At 34.7% G+C, this 25,001-nt stretch carries 23 protein-coding genes; all 23 read left to right on the forward strand.

All coding sequences use genetic code 11. The annotated features are described in order from the left end of the window. The 23 genes from murG to G7059_RS06445 all read left to right on the forward strand — a co-directional run bounded on the left by murG (position 1) and on the right by G7059_RS06445 (position 24,998). The gene (gene murG / locus G7059_RS06340; protein WP_166081246.1) at positions 1–1,080 is read left to right on the forward strand and encodes an undecaprenyldiphospho-muramoylpentapeptide beta-N-acetylglucosaminyltransferase; all 1,080 of its coding nucleotides are present in this window, start codon (positions 1–3) and stop codon (positions 1,078–1,080) included. After that, entirely contained in the window at positions 1,073–1,867 is a 795-nt protein-coding gene (locus tag G7059_RS06345) for a cell division protein FtsQ/DivIB (RefSeq protein ID WP_166081247.1), read from the forward strand. Before murG ends, G7059_RS06345 begins: the two co-directional genes overlap by 8 nt. Before the next feature lie 19 nt (positions 1,868–1,886). Beyond that, positions 1,887–2,246, forward strand: coding sequence for an Asp23/Gls24 family envelope stress response protein (locus tag G7059_RS06350; RefSeq protein WP_166081248.1), 360 nt, complete (start codon positions 1,887–1,889; stop codon positions 2,244–2,246). Beyond that, positions 2,246–3,865, forward strand: a complete 1,620-nt coding sequence (locus G7059_RS06355) for a DAK2 domain-containing protein (RefSeq protein ID WP_166081249.1) — start codon at positions 2,246–2,248, stop codon at positions 3,863–3,865. The genes G7059_RS06350 and G7059_RS06355 overlap by 1 nt, the downstream gene beginning before the upstream one ends. Before the next feature lie 33 nt (positions 3,866–3,898). Beyond that, on the forward strand, positions 3,899–5,860 hold the full coding sequence (locus G7059_RS06360) for an ATP-dependent DNA helicase RecG (protein WP_166081250.1): 1,962 nt from the start codon (positions 3,899–3,901) through the stop codon (positions 5,858–5,860). 28 nt (positions 5,861–5,888) lie between these two features. Continuing rightward, positions 5,889–6,569 (forward strand): ribonuclease III, encoded by a 681-nt coding sequence (gene rnc / locus G7059_RS06365; protein WP_166081251.1) that lies wholly within the window; start codon positions 5,889–5,891, stop codon positions 6,567–6,569. A 21-nt stretch (positions 6,570–6,590) separates the two neighbouring features. Then, positions 6,591–9,803, forward strand: coding sequence for a PolC-type DNA polymerase III (locus tag G7059_RS06370; protein ID WP_240920452.1), 3,213 nt, complete (start codon positions 6,591–6,593; stop codon positions 9,801–9,803). Next, positions 9,698–10,879 carry a hypothetical protein gene (locus G7059_RS10535; RefSeq protein WP_240920453.1) on the forward strand — a complete coding sequence of 394 codons (1,182 nt, stop codon included), beginning with the start codon at positions 9,698–9,700 and terminating at the stop codon, positions 10,877–10,879. Before G7059_RS06370 ends, G7059_RS10535 begins: the two co-directional genes overlap by 106 nt. 9 nt (positions 10,880–10,888) lie before the next feature. Next, entirely contained in the window at positions 10,889–11,998 is a 1,110-nt protein-coding gene (locus G7059_RS10415) for a GNAT family N-acetyltransferase (protein ID WP_205700189.1), read from the forward strand. Next, positions 11,995–12,840, forward strand: coding sequence for a metallophosphoesterase (locus G7059_RS06380; protein WP_166081252.1), 846 nt, complete (start codon positions 11,995–11,997; stop codon positions 12,838–12,840). Before G7059_RS10415 ends, G7059_RS06380 begins: the two co-directional genes overlap by 4 nt. A gap of 199 nt (positions 12,841–13,039) precedes the next feature. After that, positions 13,040–14,881: an aminotransferase class I/II-fold pyridoxal phosphate-dependent enzyme gene (locus G7059_RS06385; protein WP_166081253.1), complete on the forward strand. Its 1,842-nt coding sequence runs from the start codon at positions 13,040–13,042 to the stop codon at positions 14,879–14,881. After that, a complete protein-coding gene (locus tag G7059_RS06390) occupies positions 14,862–15,902 on the forward strand; it encodes a DUF1015 family protein (protein WP_166081254.1) in 1,041 nt (346 codons plus the stop codon). The genes G7059_RS06385 and G7059_RS06390 overlap by 20 nt, the downstream gene beginning before the upstream one ends. A gap of 220 nt (positions 15,903–16,122) precedes the next feature. Beyond that, on the forward strand, positions 16,123–16,554 hold the full coding sequence (locus tag G7059_RS06395; protein ID WP_166081255.1) for a ribosome assembly cofactor RimP: 432 nt from the start codon (positions 16,123–16,125) through the stop codon (positions 16,552–16,554). Between the two features lie 14 nt (positions 16,555–16,568). Next, entirely contained in the window at positions 16,569–18,212 is a 1,644-nt protein-coding gene (gene nusA / locus G7059_RS06400; protein ID WP_166081256.1) for a transcription termination factor NusA, read from the forward strand. Between the two features lie 12 nt (positions 18,213–18,224). After that, the gene (gene rnpM / locus G7059_RS06405) at positions 18,225–18,479 is read left to right on the forward strand and encodes an RNase P modulator RnpM (RefSeq protein ID WP_166081257.1); all 255 of its coding nucleotides are present in this window, start codon (positions 18,225–18,227) and stop codon (positions 18,477–18,479) included. After that, entirely contained in the window at positions 18,451–18,792 is a 342-nt protein-coding gene (locus G7059_RS06410) for a ribosomal L7Ae/L30e/S12e/Gadd45 family protein (RefSeq protein ID WP_240920454.1), read from the forward strand. The genes rnpM and G7059_RS06410 overlap by 29 nt, the downstream gene beginning before the upstream one ends. Beyond that, positions 18,785–20,632, forward strand: a complete 1,848-nt coding sequence (infB, locus tag G7059_RS06415; protein ID WP_166081258.1) for a translation initiation factor IF-2 — start codon at positions 18,785–18,787, stop codon at positions 20,630–20,632. The genes G7059_RS06410 and infB overlap by 8 nt, the downstream gene beginning before the upstream one ends. A gap of 4 nt (positions 20,633–20,636) precedes the next feature. Continuing rightward, on the forward strand, positions 20,637–20,981 hold the full coding sequence (gene rbfA, locus G7059_RS06420; RefSeq protein WP_166081259.1) for a 30S ribosome-binding factor RbfA: 345 nt from the start codon (positions 20,637–20,639) through the stop codon (positions 20,979–20,981). Between the two features lie 67 nt (positions 20,982–21,048). After that, entirely contained in the window at positions 21,049–21,882 is an 834-nt protein-coding gene (gene truB, locus G7059_RS06425) for a tRNA pseudouridine(55) synthase TruB (protein ID WP_166081260.1), read from the forward strand. Beyond that, the gene (locus tag G7059_RS06430) at positions 21,882–22,826 is read left to right on the forward strand and encodes a bifunctional riboflavin kinase/FAD synthetase (RefSeq protein WP_166081261.1); all 945 of its coding nucleotides are present in this window, start codon (positions 21,882–21,884) and stop codon (positions 22,824–22,826) included. Before truB ends, G7059_RS06430 begins: the two co-directional genes overlap by 1 nt. After that, positions 22,804–24,114, forward strand: a complete 1,311-nt coding sequence (locus G7059_RS06435) for a hypothetical protein (RefSeq protein ID WP_166081262.1) — start codon at positions 22,804–22,806, stop codon at positions 24,112–24,114. Before G7059_RS06430 ends, G7059_RS06435 begins: the two co-directional genes overlap by 23 nt. A gap of 21 nt (positions 24,115–24,135) precedes the next feature. Continuing rightward, the gene (locus G7059_RS06440) at positions 24,136–24,576 is read left to right on the forward strand and encodes a DUF4303 domain-containing protein (RefSeq protein WP_166081263.1); all 441 of its coding nucleotides are present in this window, start codon (positions 24,136–24,138) and stop codon (positions 24,574–24,576) included. 92 nt (positions 24,577–24,668) lie between these two features. Then, positions 24,669–24,998 carry an Asp23/Gls24 family envelope stress response protein gene (locus tag G7059_RS06445; protein ID WP_166081264.1) on the forward strand — a complete coding sequence of 110 codons (330 nt, stop codon included), beginning with the start codon at positions 24,669–24,671 and terminating at the stop codon, positions 24,996–24,998. Positions 24,999–25,001: the final 3 nt, after the last annotated feature.

Below are 25,001 nucleotides of genomic sequence, written 5' to 3' on the forward strand. Positions count from 1 at the left end.
ATGAAAATTTGTGTAGTTACAGGCGGTAGTGGGGGACATATTTATCCTGCTATTACATTCGCAGATACCATGAAGGCACGCGGTCATGATGTTGTCTTTATCGGTAATGATCATAAAATGGAATCATGGATCGTTCCCGATGCAGGATATCCTTTTTTAGCGATTCATAATCAAGGTCTTCAAGGAAGTAAAATCGATAAAATTAAGGCTGTTTTATCTCAGTTTAAAGCTATTAAAATGGCTAAAAAACATTTACAAACACTAAAACCTGATGTAGTTGTTGCATTTGGTGGTTATGTTAGTGCACCCGTCTCATTTGCAGCAAGTAAACTACATATTCCACTTATTCTTCATGAACAAAACGCCTTTCCAGGTAAAGCTAATAAAATGGTAGCTGGACGAGCTCAAGCAATTATTACATGTTATGAGGAAGCCTTTAAAGGCATGGATAAAGTTCATTATTTAGGAAATCCTCGTGCTTCATTAATTCATGAAGTCATTGATTCTAAAGATGAAATAAAAAGACTTGGACTTAAAGAGGATTTACCTATTGTATTATGTGTAATGGGCTCACAAGGATCAACATCAATGAATGATAAATTCAAGAAATATGTTCAAAATTTTAATGATGATTCTTATCAAGTAATTATTACTACTGGACCATTAAATATCGAATCATTTAAAAAAGACTTAGGTGAAGTTCATGAAAATGTGGTTGTTACTGGTTTTGTTGATCAAAAGGCTTTACTTCCAGTACTTTCGTTGATTGTTTGTAGGTCTGGAGCATCAACAATTGCAGAGATTCAATCATTTGGAATTCCTTCACTTTTAATACCAAGTCCTCACGTTGCTAATAACCATCAATTCTATAATGCTAAGTCATTATTTGATAAAGATGCTTGCGCGATGATTGAAGAAAAGGATATTCATGACACTACGTTAAACACAATGATACCGGAATTGTTATTTGATAAAGAACATCTTAATATCATTGCTTATAATGTCAAAGAATTAGCGACACCTAATGCAGCAAACGATATAGCAGAGCTTGTTGAAAAGGTGGTGAGTGCTTGTGTATGATGAGAACTACGGAACTGATTCAATGACACATGTTAAAACTTCGATTAAGAAACGCAAGAAAAACGAACGACGTCGAAAAAGACGAATCGTTTATCGTCGTCTTTTCAAAATTTTAATCATTGTAGCAATAATCACAGGAATGTACTATTTTGACAAAAGCGACATGACTCGAATTCGTCAAGTACGTATTACCGGAAACTCTACTGTTCCCGAAAGTGAAATAGTTGAAAAGTTAAATTTACACGTTGGAAAGCGACTTATTACACACCTTCCATTTACTTTGAATTCCAAAGCATCTTCCTTGATTGGGGTTGACACAATCGATACAAGTATTTATTATAGACAAGGTATTGTTAATGTTGTTATCCATGAAAAAAAGGTTGTTGGCTATACTCGTGGTGAAGTAACGCAGTTACTCTATGAGGACGGATCAAAGAGGGAAGTAACCCCAGATACTCTGCATTCAATTAACGGAGTTCCCTTATTTATTGGGTTAAAGGAAGAGTTACTTAATAAAGATAACCTTAATATTTTCGCAAAATTAGATAGTGAAGTTTTGTATTCTATTTCAGAGGTTCATTCAACGCCTTCTAAATATGATGAAACTTTACTTAAATTAGTTATGAATAACAATTATTATGTATTTTCTAGGATCAAAGATTTACCATTGTTGAAAGATTATGCTAGTATTATAGAGAGAGCACCTAAAGAAAACAGGTGTATCTATTTTCTAGAATATGGTCCTAACGAAGACTCTCAAACGGTAAATACTGGACCGTGTGAATAAAATATAAGGAGGAGAGAATATGGCGATTGAAAAAATGAATGAATTTGGAAAGATTTCTGTTTCCAATGATGCGATCGCAATGCTAGCTGGTGGTGTCATAACTGAAAGTTATGGTGTTGTTGGAATGGCTTCTCAGCAAGTATTTAAAGACGGACTCGTCGAATTATTAAAAGGTGAAAACTTTTCTAAAGGTGTCATCGTTCGTAACGGTGAAGAAGGATATGAACTTGATGTTTATATCATTGTAAGTTATAACGTTAAAATTTCAGAAGTTGTTTTAGAAGTGCAAAAGAAAGCGAAATATATGCTTGAAAAATCATTGGAGCAAAAAATAAATGCTATTAATGTCTTTGTTCAAGGTATTAAGGTTATGAAGTAATGAAGACAATAAATGGAGATACTTTTTTACGTATGTTAGAAAGTGGGGCAAATAACCTCACAAATAAACACAATGAAATCAATGCATTGAATGTTTTCCCTGTTCCTGATGGAGATACAGGAACAAACATGAACTTAACTTTTACTAGTGGTCTTAATGATGCTCGTAAAGTTATGACATCACACATTGGTCAATTATCGAAAACATTATCACGTGGTCTTCTTATGGGAGCTCGTGGTAACTCGGGTGTTATCTTGTCACAGATTTTCAGAGGTTTTGCTCAATCTGTAGAAGATAAACATGAAGTAACTGTACCGGAATTAGCAGAAGCTTTTGTTAATGGTCGTACTGTAGCTTATAAGGCAGTTATGCGTCCTGTTGAGGGAACAATCCTTACAGTATTACGTGAAAGTGCTGAAGCAACAAAATTCTACGTGGATGCTAATCCAGAAATCACAGTCATTGAATTCTTTGAAAAGCTTGTAGCAGAAGCAAACGATTCACTTGATTACACTCCAGAACTTTTACCTGTTCTTAAAGAAGTGGGTGTTGTCGATAGTGGTGGAAAAGGTTACGTAACAGTTTTGGAAGGTTTTCTTGCAGAATTGAAAGACCAACCAATCCAACTCTTAGATGGTGCAGAAGTAGAGCATACTGCAGCTACTGATTTTGAACATGATGAATTTGGTTACTGTACTGAATTTATCGTTAAGTTAAATGATGATGCTCCAGCAGCATACTCAGAAGATATCTTACGTGCTGAATTAGAAGCAATTGGTAACTCACTAGTTGTTGTTACTGATGAAGATATCGTTAAAGTTCACGTTCATACTCTAACACCAGGTAACGCATTAAACATCGGACAAAAATACGGTGAGTTTGCGAAACTTAAGATTGAGAATATGACAGAACAACATAACACAATTCTAGATCAACAAATTGAAAAAGAATCAGCTCCTCATTCAAAATATGCAATTGTTTCAGTTGCAGCAGGTGAGGGAGTTGTTGAAATGTTTAAAGAACTTCGTGCTGAATATATTATCAGTGGTGGTCAAACAATGAACCCTTCAACTGAAGATTTCGTTGAGGTAATTCAAAAGATCAATGCTGATCACATCTTTGTCTTGCCAAATAACTCAAATATTATTATGGCTGCAAAACAAGCACAAGATATTCTTACAGAAAAAGACATTCGTGTTATCGAAACAAAAACAATTCCTCAAGGTTTATCAGCATGTGTCATGTTTAATCCTGATATTGATGTTGATGATAACTTAGAAGAAATGCTTGCAGCTGTATCCAATACACGAACAGGTCAAGTAACTTATGCAATTAAAGACACAACATTTGAATCTATTGAAATTCATGAAAATGACTTCATTGGAATTCTTGAGAAAGATATCGTAGCTACAAACTCTGATCGCGTTCTTCTTACTAAAGAATTATTAAAACAATTAATTCTTGATGAAAGCGAACTTGTTACATTAATCGTTGGTGAAGGTGTAGATAGTGAAGAATCACAAGGTCTTGTAGATTATATTGAATCTAATTATGATGTTGAAGTTGAAATTATTGAGGGTATGCAACCTGTTTACTCTTACATTATTGGTGTTGAATAATAGGGCGTTCTCGCCCTTTTTTTCTAAATCTCAATGACTAAATTAACACCGAAACAAGAAAACATTATAGATTCACTAGGCTATGATAGTCCCACTAGTTTTCTTAACCACACACCCTACCGATATGATATCTTAGAAAATAAACCTGTTGAACAATGGCAAGAAGGAGATAATCTTGTCTTTTTTGGTGAGCTAATGTCAGGATTCCAACATATTCGTCTACGTGGTAAGCAAGTTATGACGCATTTCCAGGTTTTCGTCGAAGGGGAAGTAATTAAAGTAACCATCTTCAATAGACCTTTCTTAAAGGCTGGAAATTACAACAATGGCATAACTGTAATTGGAACAGTTTCAAAAAATGGATCGATCGTTGCGAAAAGTGTTACAAATACGAGTCTTGAAGAAAATCTTGGCATTAAACCTATGTATCCTCTTAAAGCTGGTATTAAAAACTATGAAATCGTTCGACTCATTAAGAAGCTTCTTCAAGGACTAGAAATTCTTAATATTATCCCGGATAGGTTTATTAAGGATTACAGGCTCGAAAATCGACGAAGTGCAATGATAGGTGTCCATACACCAAATAGCATGAATGACGTTCACAGAGCGCTTAGAACTCTAAAATACGAAGAATTTTTAAGATATCATCTTCATGTCGCTTTAAATTCAAATACCCATGAATTTGGTATTGCAAAGAATGTCTCAATTCAAATGATTCAGAATGAACTCAATAACTTACCATATACACTCACGAGTGACCAAGAAGAGTCACTGCATGATATTCTTGATGATATTCATTCGCAGAAACAGATGAACCGTCTATTACAAGGTGATGTAGGGTCTGGTAAGACCGTTGTTGCTTTCTTAGCAGCAGTTGCTGTAATCAAAGCAGGTTATCAAGTGGCGTTTCTTGTTCCTACAGATATTTTACTGTACCAACATGTACGCTCATTTCAAAAGATGTTTCCAGATATGGAATGTCACGTTCTTGCTCAGTCAGTAGCAAACCGTGAAGAAAGAATCGCTGAGATTAAAGAAAGTGGACCTTCTTTGATCATAGGTACTCATACTCTTTTCTCTGAAGACGTTGTCTATAACAAGCTAGGATTAGTAATTATTGATGAACAACATCGTTTTGGTGTGAAGCAAAGACAAGCAATGATTCAAAAAGGTGAGAAGACTGATACATTAATGTTATCGGCAACACCAATACCTCGAACATTAGCAACAAGTCTATTCTTTGACCTTGATGTAAGTACAATTGCTAGTTATCCAAGTCATCGACAAAAAATAGAAACACATTTAATACCGGAAAACTCAATTCGAACAATTTTATCCGAGCTTACAAACGTTGTGAAGAACAAGGGTCAAATTTATGTTGTGTGTCCAGCTATATCAGAAGGTGAACGACCTAATGTAAAGTATGTTGAAGGTATCTACGATCAACTATCAAACGTATTTTCTGGCTATACTGTTGAAATGATTCATGGAAAAATCAATGATGACCAACGAAAAGATATCATGAATCGTTTTGTAGAAGGTAAGATTGATATTCTAGTAAGTACAACAGTTATAGAAGTTGGTGTGGATGTTCATAATGCGAATACGATGATAATTTATAATGCTGAGCAATTTGGCCTAGCGACGCTTCATCAATTAAGAGGACGTGTAGGTCGTGGAACGACTAAGGGTGTTTGCTATTTATTGAGCAGTAGTGATCAAGAGGAAAGTAAACAACGATTAGAATCTTTATCAACTCATGATGATGGTTTTGAATTATCGATGATTGATTTAAGAATGCGTGGTATGGGTGATGCTTTAGGAACACGACAATCAGGCTTACCTAGTTTTATTTTCGGTGATATTGAGAATGATGAAAAAATATTAAGACAAGCAAAACTAGACGCACAAACCATTATAAGTGATCTATCAAACCCAGATTATAAAAGAATAATAGAATTGACAAGAAAGCAAGACTACATTAAAACTATTTAATCATGTATAATGTGAGGTAGGTGATAATATGACAATCGATGATCTTTTTGAATCATTAAATATTAAGTATAATAATCGAGAATTAATTGAGAATGCTTTTATTCATTCCTCATATGTGAATGAAAATCAAACACATTTGTCTGATAATGAACGTCTAGAATTTATGGGCGATGCAGTCTTGCAAATCTGTGTTTCAGAGCGTCTTTTTAATAATGAGGTTGAACTTAATGAAGGCCAAATGACTTTGTATCGTTCTCAGTTAGTGTATGAAGATGCGCTAGCTCAGTATAGTTTGGATTTAAAGCTGAATGAGCTTTTAAAACTAGGTACAGGGGAAGAACGTAATGGTGGACGTACACGACCATCAATTATTGCTGATTTATTTGAAAGTTTTATTGGTGCAGTTTATCTTGATACAGGAATCAAAAGTGTCAATATAATTTTAGATAAAGTTTTAGAAGGACCAATGAAGGATTTAGATAAATTAGCAATTACTGATTATAAGACAAAACTTCAGGAATTCATTCAAGCGGATTCACGTAAATCAGTGACTTATGAAGTAGTAAATACTACAGGACCATCCAATGCTCCTGTCTTTGAAGTGGTTGTAAAACTTGATAATTTAATCTTTGGTAATGGTAAAGGCCTTAGCAAGAAAAAGGCAGAACAAGAAGCAGCGCGAGATGCTTTTGAAAAATTGGTAAAGTAGAGGTGCCTTGTGAACGATTTTTTGAATAAATTAAGAATTAATAAGAAATACTTGAATTATTTTGAACACGCAAATTTAGAAAATGTCAGTTATTCTCAATCTAAGAAAAAACTTGATGTAATGCTTTCAGTAGATGAAGCATTACCTTTTTCTGTTTATCAAGAGCTTGTAAAAAGAATTCAATTAACAACACATACAAAAGCAACAGTAAATATTAAAGCAAAAGCATCATCGTTATCATATTTAGATATGAATCAATATGTAAGTTATGTTGCAAGAAAACATAATTTAAGAGCAATTGCTGATGCTCATTTTACGTTCTCAAAAACACATGTGAGTGTACTATGTCAGGATGAAATGCATTGCTTAGATGCAAGGCGTCATGAAGAGACACTAAAAGAAGGACTAAAGCAATTTGGTCTTGATTGTGAAGTTATTACAGAAGTAAGGGTTAATAATCCTGAAGATGAGATTGTTGTAATGCAACAAATGCAAAAGCCTGAAGTGGTTGAAAAGAAAGTGGTGTCACGTCAACCTCGTCGAGGTGGTAAAAAAGAATACACTCCTGTTGCTATGGAGATTTTAAGTGATGAAGCTCACAACATTTCGATTAGAGGTTTGATTTTTGAAATTGAAACAAGAGAAACACGTACAGGGAGTTTTATTGTTAAGTATTTTATTTCTGATGGTAAGTCCGCTCTTGTAATTAGTGATTTCGTGAAAGAAGAATCAGAAATTATTAAGAAGGGTACATGCATATGTGCTTATGGTAATTATGTTTTTGAAGCACGCTTTGAAAAAGACTATATCTTTAAAATGGATCGTTATGAAGAAATCCCTAATATCTTTGTGCGTTATGATAATGCACCTGCTAAACGTGTTGAGTTCCACTTGCATACGAAATTTTCTGAGATGGATGGAATTAGTGATGCTAGTGAATATTTAGCACAGGCTTTTGAATGGGGACATCCTGGTATGATCATTACTGATCATACAGCAGTGCAATCTTTTCCAAAGGCATACGGAAGCTTGAAAAATCTACGGAAGAAGTATCCAAATCAAGAATTTAAACTTGGTTATGGTGTAGAAATGAATATGGTTGATGCAAACTTGCAAATCGTTACTCAAAGTCATGATGAGAAGCTACATCAAGGAAACTATATTTGTTTTGATATTGAAACAACAGGTTTATCCAACTACTATGATCACATCATTGAATTCGGTGCTGTTCGTATCCAGGATGGTAAAGTTGTCGACAAAATGCAAACTTTTATTAAGCCACCTGTATCAATTAATGCTCATATTGAGTCTATTACCAACATATCAGATAATGATGTTAGAAACGCACCACGTATCGAAGAGTGTATTGATGATATCTTGGAGTTCATTGGTGACTATCCATTAGTAGCTCACAATGCACAATTTGATATTGATTTCATGCAAGAGATACTTAGAAAACTTAACCGTCCTTCGCTTCCAAACGCTACGATTGATACTCTAGATTTATCACGAGCATTGTTTGATAATCGTCGTTCATATCGTCTTGGAGCAATTTCCCGATTGCTACGTATTCCGTATGATGAAGACGGAGCTCACCGTGCTGACTACGACGCTGAAGTTTTAAGTCTTGTCTTTTTAGAAATCTTACGAGATGACCGTCTTGCAGAGATGACTACAATCACAGATTTACAGTCATTAAGTGATGAACGTGGTTTTACGAAAGTTAGAAAGAGCCATGTTAATGTTATTGCTAAGAATAAAGCTGGATTAAAACAACTTTATGAACTAATTTCATACTCTCATACAAAAAACTTAGCATTCTTTGGGAATACATCAAAAGGGGATGCTGCAATGGCAGAGCCACGTATTATTCGTGAGGAACTCGTTAAACGTCGTGATAACCTGCTCATTGGTGCAGGTTGTACAAGTTCAGAACTTTTTGAAATTGCCATGAATAAAAATCAAGAAGCTTTAGAAAAGGCTATGAGTTTTTATGACTATGTAGAGATTATGCCTTTAGATTATTATCATGTTCTTGTTTATGGAAATACAATTGAAAGTGATGAGCGAGTCAAAGAAATCGTTCGAAGAATCATAAGTGTTGCAAAGAAACTTAATATTCCAGTATTAGCAGTAGGTAATGTGCATTACAATCACCCTCGTGAGAAGGTTATCCGTGATGTTTACATTCAATCTCAAGGAATTGGTGGTGTACGTCATCCATTGTACTTCTTTAACGAAGAAAAACGTTTAAACTTTGTAGCGCCAAATGCACATTTCCGTTCGACTGAAGAAATGCTTGTTGAATTTTCTTGGTTAGGTGAACGAGAAGCGTATGAGTATGTCGTTGAGAACACTGTAGCTATGCTTGATCAAATCGAAGATATGTCTCCGAAACAATCAGATCTATTTACACCAAAATTAGAAAATTCTGATACATTACTTGAAGAAATTGTGTATCATAACGCACATAAAATTTATGGAGAAGAATTACCTGAAATTGTAAGTGCACGTATTGAAAGAGAATTAAAATCTATTATCGGAAACGGTTATGGAGTTATTTATTATATTTCTCATTTGATGGTTAAACGTTCTCTTGATGATGGATACCTTGTAGGTTCGCGTGGATCGGTAGGGTCATCACTCGTAGCCACCTTGGCTGAGATTACAGAAGTTAACCCACTTGCACCTCACTATGTTTGCTTAAAGTGTCACCACAGCGAATTCTTTAACGATGGCCGTGTTTCAAGTGGATTTGACTTACCACCAAAGGATTGCCCTCATTGTGGTCATGCGATGTTAGGTGATGGACAAGATATTCCTTTTGAAACCTTCTTAGGGTTTGAAGGGGATAAAGTTCCTGATATTGATTTGAACTTCTCTGGTGACTATCAAGAACATGCACATAATTTTACTAAAGAAATATTTGGAGAACAGTATGTTTATCGTGCTGGTACAATTTCTACTGTTGCACAAAAAACAGCGTATGGTTATGTAAAAGGGTATCAAGAGAGTCTTAATTTACCTGAAGGTTCAAATGCTTGGAATACGTATCTATCATATGGTGCAGAAGGCGTTAAACGAACAACTGGACAGCATCCAGGGGAATCATTGTTGTTCCTGATTATATGGATGTCCATGATTTTACACCGATACAATATCCTGCCAACAATCCAGCATCCAGCTGGTATACAACGCATTTTGAATTCCATGACATTGATGATAACGTCTTAAAACTTGATATTTTAGGGCATGTTGATCCAACAGCTATGAAATTTTTAGAGCGTTTAACAGGCATTGACGTTAAAACAGTTCCGATGAATGATCCCGAGACACTTTCACTTTTTAGTCGTACGGATGCACTAAAAGTAGATGAACGAAACTATCATGAAGTTACTGGTGGTTTAGGATTACCAGAGTTTGGTACACCATTTGTACGTGGTATGTTGGAAGCTACGATGCCTGATAAGTTCTCAGATCTTGTTCGTATTTCTGGTTTATCCCATGGTACAGATGTTTGGAGAACAAATGCTGAAGATTTAATTAAGAATAACGGTTTATCACTTGATGAAGTAATTGGTTGTCGTGATGATATCATGGTTTATCTCATGCATGCTGGATTACCTGCAAAACTTTCCTTTGATATTATGGAAAGTGTTCGTAAGGGAAAAGGGTTACGTGAAGAGTGGATTGAAGCAATGAAAGCTAACAATGTACCACAATGGTATATTGAGTCATGCTTAAAAATTAAGTACATGTTCCCGAAAGCTCACGCTGTTGCATATGTTATGATGGCGATTCGTGTCGCTTGGTTTAAAGTTCACCAACCCTTAGCTTATTACTGTTCTTATTTCTCACTTCGAGTTAACGCTCATGAAATTGAAACACAAACTGCATCGATGGAAACTGTACAAGCACGTTTGAATTCAATTAATATGAGGTTAAAAGACTTTAATACTAAGAGAGATGTCACAATTAAAGAAAAAAACTTAATTGATACTTTAGAAGTTACTTTAGAATTACAAAGTCGTGGTTTTACAATTAGCCAAATTGACTTAGATTTATCAGAAGCTGATGAATATCGTTTAGACCCACGTGATAACAAAGCCATCATTCCACCATTTACTGTTGTTGATGGACTTGGTGTGAACGTAGCTAAACAAATTGTAAGTGCTCGTGAAGAAAAACCGTTTATTTCTAAGAAAGACTTAATGAGTCGTGGCGGAATATCTTCAACGACAGTTAAGAAATTCGATGAACTTGGGGTTACAACTCACCTCCAAGAAACTAACCAAATGAGTCTATTTTAGGAGCTTACTATGAAGATATATTTAACACGTCATGGACAAACAGACTGGAATGTTGCAAAACGTATCCAAGGGAGTACAGATATTCCTTTGAATCAAGAAGGAATAAGCCAAGCTCAAAACCTTGGGAACACACTTCTTTCAGAAAATATTAATATATCGAAGATTTATAGTAGTAATAAAAAAAGAGCAATTCGTACCGCTCAAGAAGTATCTGAAATCACAGAAATACCATATGAAGTGGTTGATGACTTACAAGAAGTCCATCTCGGTGAATGGGAAGGTCTGTCTTGGGATGAGGTACGAGAGAAAGATACCATACGTTATGAAAAATGGTTTCAAGCTGATCGACGTACAGTAAAGTCACCTCAAGGTGAATCATATCAACAAGTCATGGAACGTGTCTTGCCAAAACTACTCAATCTTTCAAAAGATCACGATGAGGATATTTTGGTGGTTACTCATGGTGCCGTTATTATGAGTTTACTAAGTCTTCTTAACGATGCTCCTTTTGAAGAAATGACACAATTCCGTGTTCCTAACACTAAAGTCGTAGAATTAACGAGAAGCCAAGTACAGGCTTGTTATAAGAAGTTTGTAGTTGAATCAATAAAACTTGAAAAACCAAGTCTTCGATACTTAGACTCAATTCTTCGTTATAAAAACACTGCAGTAAATAGTGGTGAGGTTCTTCACGGGAGTTCTGGATTAGAAAACTTTGATAATATTGAAGAATGGTGTCAGCAAACTTTCATGGACGAGTATAAAGAGACTGTTAGAGAAGGCTATGTACCTGCAACAACCTTTCTTTGTGTTCGTAAATCTGATGAACAAGTTGTCGGTATGATTAATATACGACGTGAATTGAATGATTATCTGTCAAAGTTTGGTGGACATATCGGATATTCTATTCATCAAGATGAACGAAGAAAATCGTATGCGAAATCAATGCTTCAAAAAGCTTTAGAGTATTGCAAAGAAATTGGACTTGAACACGTTTTGATCACAGCTGATTCAAACAATATTGCTTCCCAAAAAACTATCGAATCATGTGGTGGTGTTTTTGAGAATGAAGTTAAAGACGGAGATGGTATGCTTCGTAGATATTGGATTACATTATGAAAATTGCTATATTAAGTGATATTCACGGTAATTATACGGCCTTGAAACTTGCGCTAGCGGATCTATGTCAAAAAGACATTGATTCGCTAGTTTTACTAGGGGACCTTATTACTGACGGTCATGAAGATAATGAGATTATTGATGAATTGAGTTCAATAGCACTTGTGTCAATCTTAGGGAATCGTGAACGATCCATTCTTAGAATTCGATCAAAAGATGTTCCCATTAACTTAAAACCTATAATGACATCCTCAGAGCTTTTGACGGCAAAATCTGTCAAGTACATAAGTTTATTAAAGTCGTTTGAGATCCTGAAGAAAAATAATACATCAATACTTCTCATTCATGGGGATCAAAATATCCATGACTTTGATGATTTGACTAATTTTTACGATGAATTGATTGCTTTATATGATTTTGATATCTGTTTATTTGGTCATACTCATAAGCATCAAAACGAAGTATACAAAGGGAAGAAGTTCATTAATCCGGGGTCATTAGGTATTCCTACACGTGATTCAAATTATACTTATGGAATTTTGGATATAGAAACACAAGAATTTTCAGTGGAAAAACTTCCGATTGAACCAACGTTTGTTTTCTTGTTTGATAAATATGTTGAATCAGAGTATTTTAAAGAAAATCCTATTTGGTCAATGCTTATCCTTGATTCCATAAAGTTTTCTACTAATAGGGTTAATAGTTACTTTGAAATAATCGAAATGCTTATGGAAGAAAATACAACAATTGGTTTTGAAGAGGCATGGATAAGCGCATTAGAGGTATACTTAGTTACTTATTCGTCAACAGTTGAGATTACTCTTATTCAGCAATATACATAATCATTGTTTAGTATTAGTAACTAGTTATGTTTATTGACTCCTTTATGGTTTCCATACTGGAGTTTTTTTGTGATATGTATTCATTTATTTGAAATGTCACACAAGATTAACACGAAATTGAACGTCTGCATTCTTTACATTGTTCAATATCATAGGTATAATTCATAATATGAACAAATGAATGGTGGAGGTTTTAATTATGCAAGCAATTATTCTCGCTGCAGGTATGGGGTCACGTTTAGGAAATTTAACTGAAGTACATCCAAAATGTATGGTTGAGGTTAGTGGTATATCCATGATTGAGCGCATGCTCCGACAATTGGATGATAAGAACTTAGAAAAAATTGTTATTGTAAATGGTTATGAGCACCAAGTATTAGAAGACTTTATTGGAAAGATTGATATTAATACTAAGATTGAATACATCACAAATCACATTTATGATGAAACCAATAATATTTATTCGTTATTTCTTGCTAAAGACGTATTGTTAAAAGACGATACAGTATTAATTGAATCAGATTTAATAATTCAAGAAGGAATGTTAGATCAACTTTTTAACGATACATCAAAGGCATCAGCTTTAGTTGCAAAATATGAACCTTGGATGGATGGTACGGTAGTTACTCTAAATGAGAGTGATGAAATTACAGACTTTATTGGTAAAGCAGATTTTAATTATTCGAATATAGACACTTACTATAAGACCGTTAACATCTATAAGTTCTCAAAAGAATTTAGTAGAGATTTCTATGTGCCATACTTAGACTCATATATGAAATCTTCTGGAGTTAACGAATACTATGAAAATGTATTGAAATTTACTGCGTTAATTCCAAACTACACAATGAAAGCAATTATCAACAAGAACTTCGATTGGTATGAAGTAGATGATGTCCAAGATTTAGATATTGCTAATGTTATGTTCGCAAGAACAACTGAAGAAAAACTTGCCTTAATGCAAAAGCGTTTCGGAGGATACTGGCGTTATCCAAGATTGATTGATTTCTGCTATCTTGTAAATCCATTCTATCCTAATGAAAGATTGCTAGATGAAGTTAAATCAAATTTCTCTCGTTTAGTTCGTGACTATCCATCCGGCATGTCAGTAAACACCTTACTAGCGGCTAAACATTTTAAAGTTAGAGATGAGCAAATTGTAATCGGTAATGGAGCTTCAGAGCTAATTAAGTCACTCATGGAGAAATTATCAGGAAATATCGGTATCATTACTCCGACATTTGAGGAGTACCCAAATCGTTCAAATCACTTAAATGTCATTAATTTAGATAGCTCTAAAATTGGTTACGAATATGATACTGATGATATTATTACTTTCTTTGATGACAAGAATTTAGATTCACTCTTACTCATTAACCCTGATAATCCATCAGGTAACTACATTACACACAATGACGTAATTAAACTAGTTGCATGGTGTAAGAAAAACAATATCAAATTAGTGCTTGACGAATCGTTTATTGATTTTGTAGACGATGGTGATATTACATCACTTCTAAAAACAGATATCCTAGATGAATATCCAAACCTATACCTAGTGAAGAGTATTTCTAAATCATACGGTGTACCTGGCTTTAGGCTTGGCATTCTCGCAACATCTGATTTAGAAGTGATTAAGTTCATTAAAAAAGATGTTTCAATCTGGAACATAAACTCATTTGGTGAGTACTATATGCAAATTGTCGATAAGTACAAGAAAAACTTTGAACAAGCGATGATTCAATTTGTGAACGTTCGTAATGATTACTATAACAACTTGGTTAAAATACCTAATATGAAGGTACATCCTTCACAAGCTAACTTCATCATGATTGAACTTCTTAATGGATATACATCGAAGTTTGTAACTGAGGAATTACTTGCGAAATACAACGTATTTATTAAAGATTTATCTCCGAAAACTGGTTTTGATGGTGAGTTCATTCGTATTGCTGTAAAGACTCCTGAAGAGAATCAATCATTACTTGACGGCTTGGATACCATTATGAGAGGACCAATTCATGAAACTTCAAGCAATTAGTGATAGTTATGTAAACTTAAGTGGGGAAGTATACGATCCCGACTTTATCAACCTGGCTAATATAGTTGATGGAAAGATTGCTTTTGACAAACGTACTCGATTTTTGAATGATGAACTAAAAAATAAGTTAAACAGTCAACAATTGGATCAGTTTGAGAATGCTGTTTATATTGTAGAGCACAAAGGTAAGTACTGTCTGATATGTGATATTGATTTGGATGATTACAGAGAAGGGAAGTTGATTACTCACGAACTTGTGCTTCCAGACACCATTCAGGGGATGTTGAGTAATCTTCAAGTATACAATGCTGAAACAGCACCAACGTTCTTGATAAGTGCAGACACTCTTGATTTGCATCAATTCGTTAGTAATCTTCCGCATCATGAAATCACTATTCAAGATATTAATATATTCGTATTTACGAATGAAGTGGCTTCAAAACTACTGGAATCTCTTGAATCAATCCGAACACTCATTGTTGGAGATGGACATCACCGCTTGTATACGAGCTCATTATTCAACCGTAAGCCAACGATCATGACCTGTATCATGAACATTGATGATGTGACCATTAACAGTATTGATCGTATTATCCATGATATTCAAATAGAGGACTTTCAAAAAGCTAAAGCATTTATTGATAAGCAGTTTAAAGTAACTGAAACTAAATTTCCTTTATCAAAAGGAAGCGTGTGTATCAGTTATAGGAAACAAAGTTTCGTGGTTAATTTAATTGATTTAGAATCTGATGCATTCTGGAATAATGATGTCTACCGCTTGAACACTCAGATTTTATCTCAAGCTTTTGGAATCTATGACACAAGTCAACTTGATTACTTTGTCAATGAAAAGCAGTGTTTGGATTGTATCAATAAAGATGAGAACTCAGTTCGAATACAGCTTGCACCAATTTCTAAGGATGAGGTATTATTTGTATCCAAGAAAAAAGCAATCATGCCACCGAAGTCTACGGCTTTTGGGCCGAAGTTTCCATCGTTTTTAATCTTTAAGAAATATTAATCATTATTCCTACTAGAATCATTGATTACAAGAATACGATAACTAAATGTATCGATTAATTTGTGTCAACAATACTACAAGGTTGTAAAAGAGCTTTATATACAGAGTATAGTAGTGGTAAGCGACTTGCAATTGGTATAATAATGCTATATAATTTAATCATACTTTGAAACAAGGGAGTGGCTCGCCACTCCTTATATTATTGTCTTAAGGAGAAAAAATGGATAAGTATTTAGAAATTTTTACGCCGATTGCTGATACATTTGGTGTCAACATCGTCGATATAGATAAGGTCGGAAATGACATTCTTGAACTTGGAATCGCAAGAAAAGATTTCGTTCCGGTTGACTTAGATCTATGTGCACAAGTCGCTGAAGCTTTTGGTGAAGCGATTAACTATGAAATTGGTCTTGATGTTGGCTCAGCGGGTGCTGAACGTATTATTGAACCAGAAAATTATATTGACTTAGAAAATCAATACGTATTCATTCAATTTATGAATCCATTTCAAGGTGCTGATTACGTAGAAGGTACTGTAAAAACTGTTGATCAAGATAACGTTACGGTTACATACCGTCAAAAAACTGCTTTGAAAGAAGTTGCAATTGAACGTAAAAATATAAAAATGCTGCGTCTTGCAGTCAAAGTATAAGGAGATAATTTGAAATGAACGTAAAAAATGTAATTGCTGCAATGCAAGAAATCGAAGACAACCGTAATATCTCTAAAGAAATTATTATTGATGCTCTTCAAGATTCCTTGGTGAAAGCCTTTCGCCGCCAAATTGGAGTTCCAGATGCAATTGTAGAAGTATTAATCGATGAAACAACTCAAGAAATGAAACTATTCCATAAGTTTGAAGTTGTTGAAGAAGTAGAAGATGATGAACTTCAAGTAGGGATTCACGAATTAGAGGATAATAGTCAAGGACTAAAAGTAGGGGACTTCTACGTAATAGAACAACCTATTGAAGAACTCGGTCGTGCAGCTGCTACCTTAGCAAAAAACGTCATCAAACAAAAGATTCGTGAAGCAGAAAAACAAGGTGTTTACGATGAATACATTGATCAACTAGGTGAAATGATTATGGCTATGGTTGAGAGTGTTGAAGAAAAATTTGTAGTAGTAAACCTTGGTAAATCACTTGCAGTTATGCCAAGAGCTGCTCAAATCGAAGGTGAACAATACCGCGAAGGACAAATGCTAAAGGTTGTTATTACAGATGTTAATAAAGATACCAAAGGTGCTCAAATCTTAGTATCACGTGCTGATGCAATGTTAGTGCGTCGTTTGTTCGAAAATGAAGTTCCTGAAATCTTTGATGGACAAGTTGAAATTAAGGCAATTGCTCGTGAAGCTGGTGAACGTACCAAGATTGCTGTTTACTCACATGATCCAGATATCGATGCTATTGGTGCATGTATTGGTCCCCGTGGACAACGTGTTCAAGCTATCATCGAAGAACTTAAAGGTGAAAAAATTGATATCTTTGAGTGGAGCGATAACATGATTGATTTAGTAGGTAATGCATTATCACCTGCTGAAGTTGTTGCAGTCTTCCCAAATAAAGACAACAAAGGTCTTGTTGTTATTGTAGAAGATTCACAACTTTCATTAGCTATTGGTAAACGTGGTAAAAACGCACGTTTAGCAGTTCGTCTTGCAAAACAACGTATCGATATTAAATCAATTTCAGATGCGCAAGCAGAAGGTATTGATTATGAAACACTAATGCAAGAATACCAAAATGAAATCAATGCTAAACTTGCAGATAAAGCAGATACTTCAGTTGTTGAAAAAATTGAATTACCAGTTGAAGAAAGTGTCGAAGATGTAGTTGAAGAAACAGTAGTTGAAGAAGTTGCTGTTGATGAAGCTCCAGTAGTTAAAGAAACAACTGTAGTGGCAGATGCTGTTGAAGAACCAATAGTTGAAGAAACTGTAGCACCTGTTGAAGAAACAGTTGAATCTAAAGAAGAAGCTGAAGCAATTGAAAAAGCTAAAGTGGATCGTAAGAAAGCCCTCAAACCACGTACAGACTACGTATCTAAGTTTGAAGAACTAGCCGATGTATCACGTCAACAAGATGAACAAGCAACATACCGTCGTCGTCGTAAAGAACGTGATAAAGAAGAAGAAAAACCAGTTAATACAGCAGAACTTCTGAAAGAGATGGAATATGAAATTGTTCCTGAATACTCTCAAGAAGAACTTGAAGAAGTTAAACGTCAACAACAAGAAGAAGAAAATTCATGGTATGAAGACGATATTGACTTTGACGAGTACGATGATTATTACGATAAAGATTAGGGGTGATTTCTAATGCGTAAAGAACCAATGCGCAAATGTGTTGTGAGCCAAGAACAATTCCCTAAAAAGGATCTTTTAAGAATTGTGTTAACTCCAGAGAACACAGTAGAAATTGATGAGACTGGACGTAAGAATGGTCGAGGTGCTTATCTTGCTAAAAGACTCGATATTATTGAGACTGCAAAGAAAACACGAGCACTTGATCGAGCATTGAAAACGAAAGTGGATGATTCATTTTATGACGAATTATTCGAATATTTTAAATAAGGATGGTTTACTTAGTTCATTAGGACTTTGTAAACGAGCAGGTAAATTAGTTTATGGTGATAAACTAATCCCTGCAATCCAAAATAAAAGTGTGAAATGTGTTGTTTTAGCTGACAATGCATCAGAACGTACCAAAAAACAAATACGAGATAAGGCAAAACATGCTAAAATAGATATAGTAAGTGGACTTACTGTCGAAGAAATTTCGTGGGCAATTGGTATGGTCCAACGCGTTGCTGTTGGAATAACAGATGAACAAGTTTTAAAAGTAGTAATGAAAAATATAGAAAGAGGTGACGGGTTAAGTGAGTAAAAGAAAACCAAATCGTGGTGGCAAACGAACTAACAGAAATAAAAAAGCGCCACAAAGCACATTTAAACCGAAGGATGTGGTTGTTAAGGAATTTGAATATACTGAAGGAGTAACTGTAAAAGATCTTTCAGAACTTATTAACAAAAGTCCTGCAGATATCATCAAACTACTCTTTATGATGGGAACAATGGTTACAATCAATACATCATTAGATGATGAAACTGTTGAACTCATTGCTATGGAATATGATATTGAACCAACAAAGGTAGAACCAGTTGATACCTTAACATTGGAGGATACAATTGAAGATGATCCAGCATTACTTCAAGAACGCGCTCCAATCGTTACAATCATGGGACACGTTGACCATGGTAAAACAACAACACTTGATACAATTCGTAATGCTGATGTTGTAACAGGTGAATTTGGTGGAATTACACAACATATTGGTGCTTACCAAGTAACACATAAAGGAAAGCGAATTACATTCCTTGATACTCCTGGTCACGAGGCTTTTACAGCTATGCGTGCTCGTGGAGCAAGTGTTACTGATATCGTTATTGTTGTTGTTGCAGCTGATGATGGGGTTATGCCTCAAACACGTGAAGCTGTTGACCATGCAAAAGCAGCTAACGCACCATTAATTGTAGCAATTAATAAAATTGATAAACCAAATCCAAATTTTGAACGTATCTACTCAGAATTCACTGATTTAGGTGTTACACCTGAAGAGTGGGGTGGAGAAACAGTGTTTGTTAAGATTTCTGCAAAAACTGGCGAAGGTATTGAAAACTTATTAGATACTATTCAAGTAGCTGCAGAATTAGAAGAACTCAAAGCAAATCCAAAACGTTTAGCATTTGGTACAGTTATTGAAGCAAAACTTGATAAGAGTCGTGGTCCAGTAGCTACTCTCTTAGTTCAAAAAGGTACATTAAAACAAGGAGATCCTCTCGTTGTTGGTACGACTTATGGCCGTGTGCGTAAAATGACTGATAGTCGCGGACGTGAACTACAAGAAGCAATTCCATCAATGCCTGTGGAAATTATTGGATTGAACGAAGTTCCAATCGCTGGTGATTTATTCCGTGCATTTAAAGATGAAAAAGAATCTCGTGCTGTTGCTCAAAAACGTAATGTTGTTAAAGTTGAGATGGACCGAAATCAAACAAGTGCATTAAGTCTTGATGATTTAGCAAGTCAAATTGAAACAGGTGACATTCGTGATATTAACGTTATCTTGAAAGCTGACGTTCAAGGTTCAGCAGAAGCTGTTAAAGCAGCTCTAGAACGTATTGAAGTTGGTGATGGTAAAGAAGTTGCTGTTAAAGTTATTCGTTCAACAGTTGGTGGAATCACTGAAAGTGATATCATGTTAGCATCAGCATCCAATGCAGTTATTATCGGATTTAACATTCGTCCTACTGCAGCAATTCGTAAGAAAGCTGAAGAAGAAGGAATTGAAATCCGTCTCTACAACATTATCTATAAAGCTGTAGAAGCTATGGAAGCTGCTATGAAGGGTATGCTTGCACCAGTATTTGAAGAAGTAATTCATGGACAAGCTGAAGTTCGTGAAACTTACCATGTATCTAAAGTTGGTACAATTGCTGGATGTATGGTAACTGATGGTAAAGTAGTTAAAGATTCAAGTGTCCGCTTAATGCGTGATGGTGTAGTTGTTTATGAAGGTAAAATGGCAAGCCTTAAACGATTCCAAAATGATGCAAAAGAAGTTGCTCAAGGTTACGAATGTGGTATCACAATCGCTAACTTTAATGATATTAAAATTGGTGATGTCATTGAATCCTTTGGAGAAATTCAAGTAGAACAGGAGTAAACTTATGTCAGTAAAAAAAGAACGTATAGAGTCAATTATTAAAAGAGAAGTAGCACCCGTCATCAACAATCGCCTTAACGATCCTGCATTGAAACATGCAAACGTTACAGACGTTGTTGTGACAAATGATCTATCCTTTGCAACAATTTATGTGAGTTTCTTAGAAGAATCACAGAAAGAAAAAGGTATGGAAGCTTTAGAACGTGCTAAAGGTTTACTTCGTACTGAAGTAAGTAAAGCATTATCAACACGTCGTACTCCAGAGTTAATCTTTAAATTAGATGAATCTATTGAGTATGGTAATCATATTGAAGAGCTTCTTGCAAAAATCAAGAAAGAAGAGAAATAGTATCACTTCGATACTATTTTTTCTTCATTAATTAAGTTAGAATATTGATAAAAAGAATGAGGGAATTATGGACGGAATATTGTGTATAGATAAACCAGAAAATATGACATCTTTTGATGTTGTTAAAAAAGTACGTTGGCTAACTAAAGCTAAAGTTGGTCATAGCGGTACTTTAGATCCAATGGCAACAGGAGTTCTTGTTCTTGCTTTAAATAAGGCAACGAAAGCTTTGCCATACTTAGGTGTAAGTGATAAGACTTATCATACAAAATTAAAACTCGGTTTGAAAACACATACTGGTGATATTTGGGGAGATATCCTTGAAACAAGTGATGTTCATGAACTACCACTAGATTTAATTAAAGAAACACTAAGTTCTATGCTTGGTGATATGACCCAACGCGTACCAAAAGTTTCCGCTAAGAAAATTGATGGCAAACGATCATATCAATATGTTTTAGATAATCAAGAGGTTAAAGAGCTTACTACCGCAATTACAATTCATTCTATTGAATTTATTTCGTATCAAGACGATGAAATAGAATTTGTAGCGAAGGTATCAAATGGAACCTATATCCGCACCTTATGTGAAGATATTGCAGATAAACTTGGCACAATAGGCACGATGTCCTACTTGCGTAGAACTGAAGTAGGTCCATTTAAACTTGAAAATTGTTTGAAATTAGAAGATATTGATATGAATGTTTCAGTCTTACCTACTAAAAAGGGGATTGAACTACCTGTTATTTTTGATGAGAGCTATTCTGAAGATATTAAAAACGGTAGAAGGTTAAAGCTAGATACAGACCATGATAAGGTGTTACTGGATGCTGGTGAGTATTTTGCTGTTTATGAAAGAGAAAGAGATACTGTATTTAAATCAGTTCGAGGACTATGGTAATGAAACAAATACTTATCCGTGATTTTCACGAATTAAAACATTTTGATTTTAAGTTAGCTGCCTGTATTGGGTATTTTGATGGTATTCATAAAGGACATCAACATTTAATTAATAAAACAATTGATGAAGCAAAAAAAAGAGGTGTTTCATCAGCAATGATTACCTTCAACCCTGATCCATGGACTGTCATTACAGGGAAGAATTCGGTAAACCATATCACGCCTATGAAAGAAAAAGTGATGATATTAGAACAACTTGGTTTGGATTACTTAATTGTGATTGAGTTCTCTAAAGACGTTGCAGCATTGTCACCACAAGAGTTTCTTGAGTACTACTTAATTCCATTAAATGTCGAAGCATTAATTGTTGGTGAAGACTTTAAATTTGGATACAATGGTTCTGGAAATATTGCGTATCTTAAAGAACATGCAAAACATCATTTTGATACTGTTGTATTGTCAATCGATAAAACTAATTCCAAGAAAATTGGAACAACTCTAATTGTTCAGTCTCTATTAAAAGGAGATATTAAAGAAGCAAACGAGCTTCTAGGACGTGATTATGAGATTAGTGGTTACGTAATTCATGGACGCAAACAAGGTCGTAAGATTGGCTTTAGAACAGCAAATATGGACATTGTAGATGAATATGTGATACCAGCTGAAGGTGTCTATGCAGGGTTTGTAGAAGTAAAAGGTAAGACTTACCAAGCGATGTTAAGTATTGGTTACAATCCTACCTTTAATCATACAGAACGATTGTCTGTTGAAACACATATCTTAGATTTTAATGAAGAAATCTACGGCGAACTCATTAAGCAATCCTTTGTGGCCAAGCTTCGTGGTCAAATTAAGTTTAACAGTGTTGATGAGCTTATTGTACAAATGAATCACGATAGAGATCAAACAAGAGAGATATTGAATGCAAGAGAAGCGCAGTTATAAAGACATGCTATTAAATCTTGCGGGTGCGGAATTAACTCATAAGATTTTAGAAGCTTATCAGTTTGAACCTATACGAGGAATACGATTTAACTCACAGAAATATGTAGAGAATCCTTTTCCTGGGGTTAAATCTCGCTTGAATGACGAGGTTTGGATTGCTGATGCGTACGCTGCAACAGTAACGCATCCATTTCATCACGCAGGGTGTTATTATATTCAAGACCCCAGTGCTACGACACCGGTATTGGCGCTTGATTTAAACGAATCCGATATCGTTTTAGATATGTGTGCTGCCCCTGGAGGCAAATCAACGTATATCCTCGATAAAATCCCTCATGGTTTTCTAATTAGCAATGATATCGATAAGAAAAGAAATCTGAAGCTATGTGAAAACCTTGATCGTTGGGGAGTTGAAAATGTTGTTGTGGTATGCAATGAATCCAAGGATCTTGTTGAGGAATTTGAATCCGTTTTTGACAAGGTATTACTTGATGCACCATGTAGTGGTGAAGGATTATTTAGAAAAGATAAGGACTTCATGGAACACTATGATTCAAGTACTGCATTTAAGATGGCAGCTATTCAGAAAGAACTACTAATCGATGCATATCATTGTGTAAAAGATAATGGAGTTATTGTTTACTCTACATGTACGCTAAACGATGTAGAAAATGAACTAGTAATCCTTGATTTTCTATCGAAGTATCCTAGTTGTGAACTTGAAACATTAAACTTTGAGAACTCTTATCCAGGTTATCACGGTCTGGGTACTAAAGTAACTCGATATTTTCCTAATGAAGATGGAGAAGGGCACTTTGTTGCACGAATTCGTGTACATAAAGCATCATCTCACAATGAATTGCAATTTTCTAAGATAAAATACAAAAAGTTTCAACTAGAGTCATTAAAGCTACACGGTAATTTTAGAACCATAGGATCGAAACAATACGGAACCAGAAATCGTGGCTTTCTAAAAACGTCGTTAAATGTCATGAAAGATGGTACACTTATATCGGATGATAAAGGCCGTTATTACGATGTAAACCATGCTTTATCTCAATCCATTGTATTTGCTGAAGATATTCCTTCGTATGAGTGTTCATTAGAGGAAGCCTATCGATATCTCAATGGTCAGCAACTTAACCTCAAGCTTAAGGGATTTTATTGTATAAAATATCTTGGTAATTCACTAGGTTTTATTAAAGGTGATGGAAAACGAGCGAATAATCGTTATCCAAAACATTTAAGAAATAGATTTGAAACTTATGAAACAGTAAGTTTGGTATGATGTACACAAAGGAGTAACATTATGGCTGTAAGTAGAAGGACTGTTGTCGATAATTATCGAAAAAATTTATACGATGAAACACTTGAACAACTTCGAGCTTTTTGTGAAGATCATCAAGAACTTACTTTTTATGGGATAGCTTTTGAAGTTGATTCTCAAACCTGGGATGTTGTTGTTTCTTTGAATACAGAGTTTGATTTTTATCGTCAAAGAATGTTTCATCAAGAAAACACAGATAAAGATCTCTCAGAAATTATTAAATATGATACACGAACATGGAATTATCAAGCGATTGTACGTTGCAAACCTGTTGAAGAACAATTAATGCAGAAATACTTTGCAAACGATCATCAGAAAGTGATTGACTATACTCGAGAAGTAAGTGATCAAATCTTAAATACATGTATTAAGAAAAGAATGAACATTACTGATGATTTTGAGAATATTATTAAAGTTAATTAAACTACCGTAAGTTGTGTGTTTTGTATTATTTTAGAGTGTTTTCTTTTGTTTATGCTTTGGTTTTGTTATAATAAGTCTAGTAGGTGATAAATATGGCAAATGAATATGTATTAATACAAAATAAAGATGAAGGATTAGGACAAATTGCAGTATCAAACAATGTCTTTAATCATATCGTTGTTATTACAGTAAGTGAAAATAAGCATGTTTTCTTCGAAGACGGAACAGGTAAAAAATCATTAACTGTTAATAATGCAAATGGTCATGTTACAATTGACCTTAAAGTTCGTGTTCAATACGGACAAGAAGTTGAACGTGCTATTAAAGCGCTTCAAGCTGAATTACAACGTTCAATTGAAATGATGGTAGATTTTGATGATGTTACCATTAACGTTCATGTTGTAGGTTTTAAATTTAACTAGAAG

Source organism: Erysipelothrix sp. HDW6A, assembly GCF_011400295.1.
Classification (GTDB): Bacteria; Bacillota_I; Bacilli_A; order Erysipelotrichales; family Erysipelotrichaceae; genus Erysipelothrix.

Excerpts from the sequence above, each read along its gene's own strand:
- murG (WP_166081246.1), top strand. The coding sequence starts at position 1 with ATGAAAATTTGTGTAGTTACAGGCGGTAGTGGGGGACATATTTATCCT.
- G7059_RS06350 (WP_166081248.1), top strand. The coding sequence starts at position 1,887 with ATGGCGATTGAAAAAATGAATGAATTTGGAAAGATTTCTGTTTCCAAT.
- G7059_RS06355 (WP_166081249.1), top strand. The coding sequence starts at position 2,246 with ATGAAGACAATAAATGGAGATACTTTTTTACGTATGTTAGAAAGTGGG.
- G7059_RS06360 (WP_166081250.1), top strand. The coding sequence starts at position 3,899 with ATGACTAAATTAACACCGAAACAAGAAAACATTATAGATTCACTAGGC.
- rnc (WP_166081251.1), top strand. The coding sequence starts at position 5,889 with ATGACAATCGATGATCTTTTTGAATCATTAAATATTAAGTATAATAAT.
- G7059_RS10535 (WP_240920453.1), top strand. The coding sequence starts at position 9,698 with ATGGATGTCCATGATTTTACACCGATACAATATCCTGCCAACAATCCA.
- G7059_RS10415 (WP_205700189.1), top strand. The coding sequence starts at position 10,889 with ATGAAGATATATTTAACACGTCATGGACAAACAGACTGGAATGTTGCA.
- G7059_RS06380 (WP_166081252.1), top strand. The coding sequence starts at position 11,995 with ATGAAAATTGCTATATTAAGTGATATTCACGGTAATTATACGGCCTTG.
- G7059_RS06385 (WP_166081253.1), top strand. The coding sequence starts at position 13,040 with ATGCAAGCAATTATTCTCGCTGCAGGTATGGGGTCACGTTTAGGAAAT.
- G7059_RS06390 (WP_166081254.1), top strand. The coding sequence starts at position 14,862 with ATGAAACTTCAAGCAATTAGTGATAGTTATGTAAACTTAAGTGGGGAA.
- G7059_RS06395 (WP_166081255.1), top strand. The coding sequence starts at position 16,123 with ATGGATAAGTATTTAGAAATTTTTACGCCGATTGCTGATACATTTGGT.
- nusA (WP_166081256.1), top strand. The coding sequence starts at position 16,569 with ATGAACGTAAAAAATGTAATTGCTGCAATGCAAGAAATCGAAGACAAC.
- rnpM (WP_166081257.1), top strand. The coding sequence starts at position 18,225 with ATGCGTAAAGAACCAATGCGCAAATGTGTTGTGAGCCAAGAACAATTC.
- G7059_RS06410 (WP_240920454.1), top strand. The coding sequence starts at position 18,451 with ATGACGAATTATTCGAATATTTTAAATAAGGATGGTTTACTTAGTTCA.
- rbfA (WP_166081259.1), top strand. The coding sequence starts at position 20,637 with ATGTCAGTAAAAAAAGAACGTATAGAGTCAATTATTAAAAGAGAAGTA.
- truB (WP_166081260.1), top strand. The coding sequence starts at position 21,049 with ATGGACGGAATATTGTGTATAGATAAACCAGAAAATATGACATCTTTT.
- G7059_RS06430 (WP_166081261.1), top strand. The coding sequence starts at position 21,882 with ATGAAACAAATACTTATCCGTGATTTTCACGAATTAAAACATTTTGAT.
- G7059_RS06435 (WP_166081262.1), top strand. The coding sequence starts at position 22,804 with ATGCAAGAGAAGCGCAGTTATAAAGACATGCTATTAAATCTTGCGGGT.
- G7059_RS06440 (WP_166081263.1), top strand. The coding sequence starts at position 24,136 with ATGGCTGTAAGTAGAAGGACTGTTGTCGATAATTATCGAAAAAATTTA.
- G7059_RS06445 (WP_166081264.1), top strand. The coding sequence starts at position 24,669 with ATGGCAAATGAATATGTATTAATACAAAATAAAGATGAAGGATTAGGA.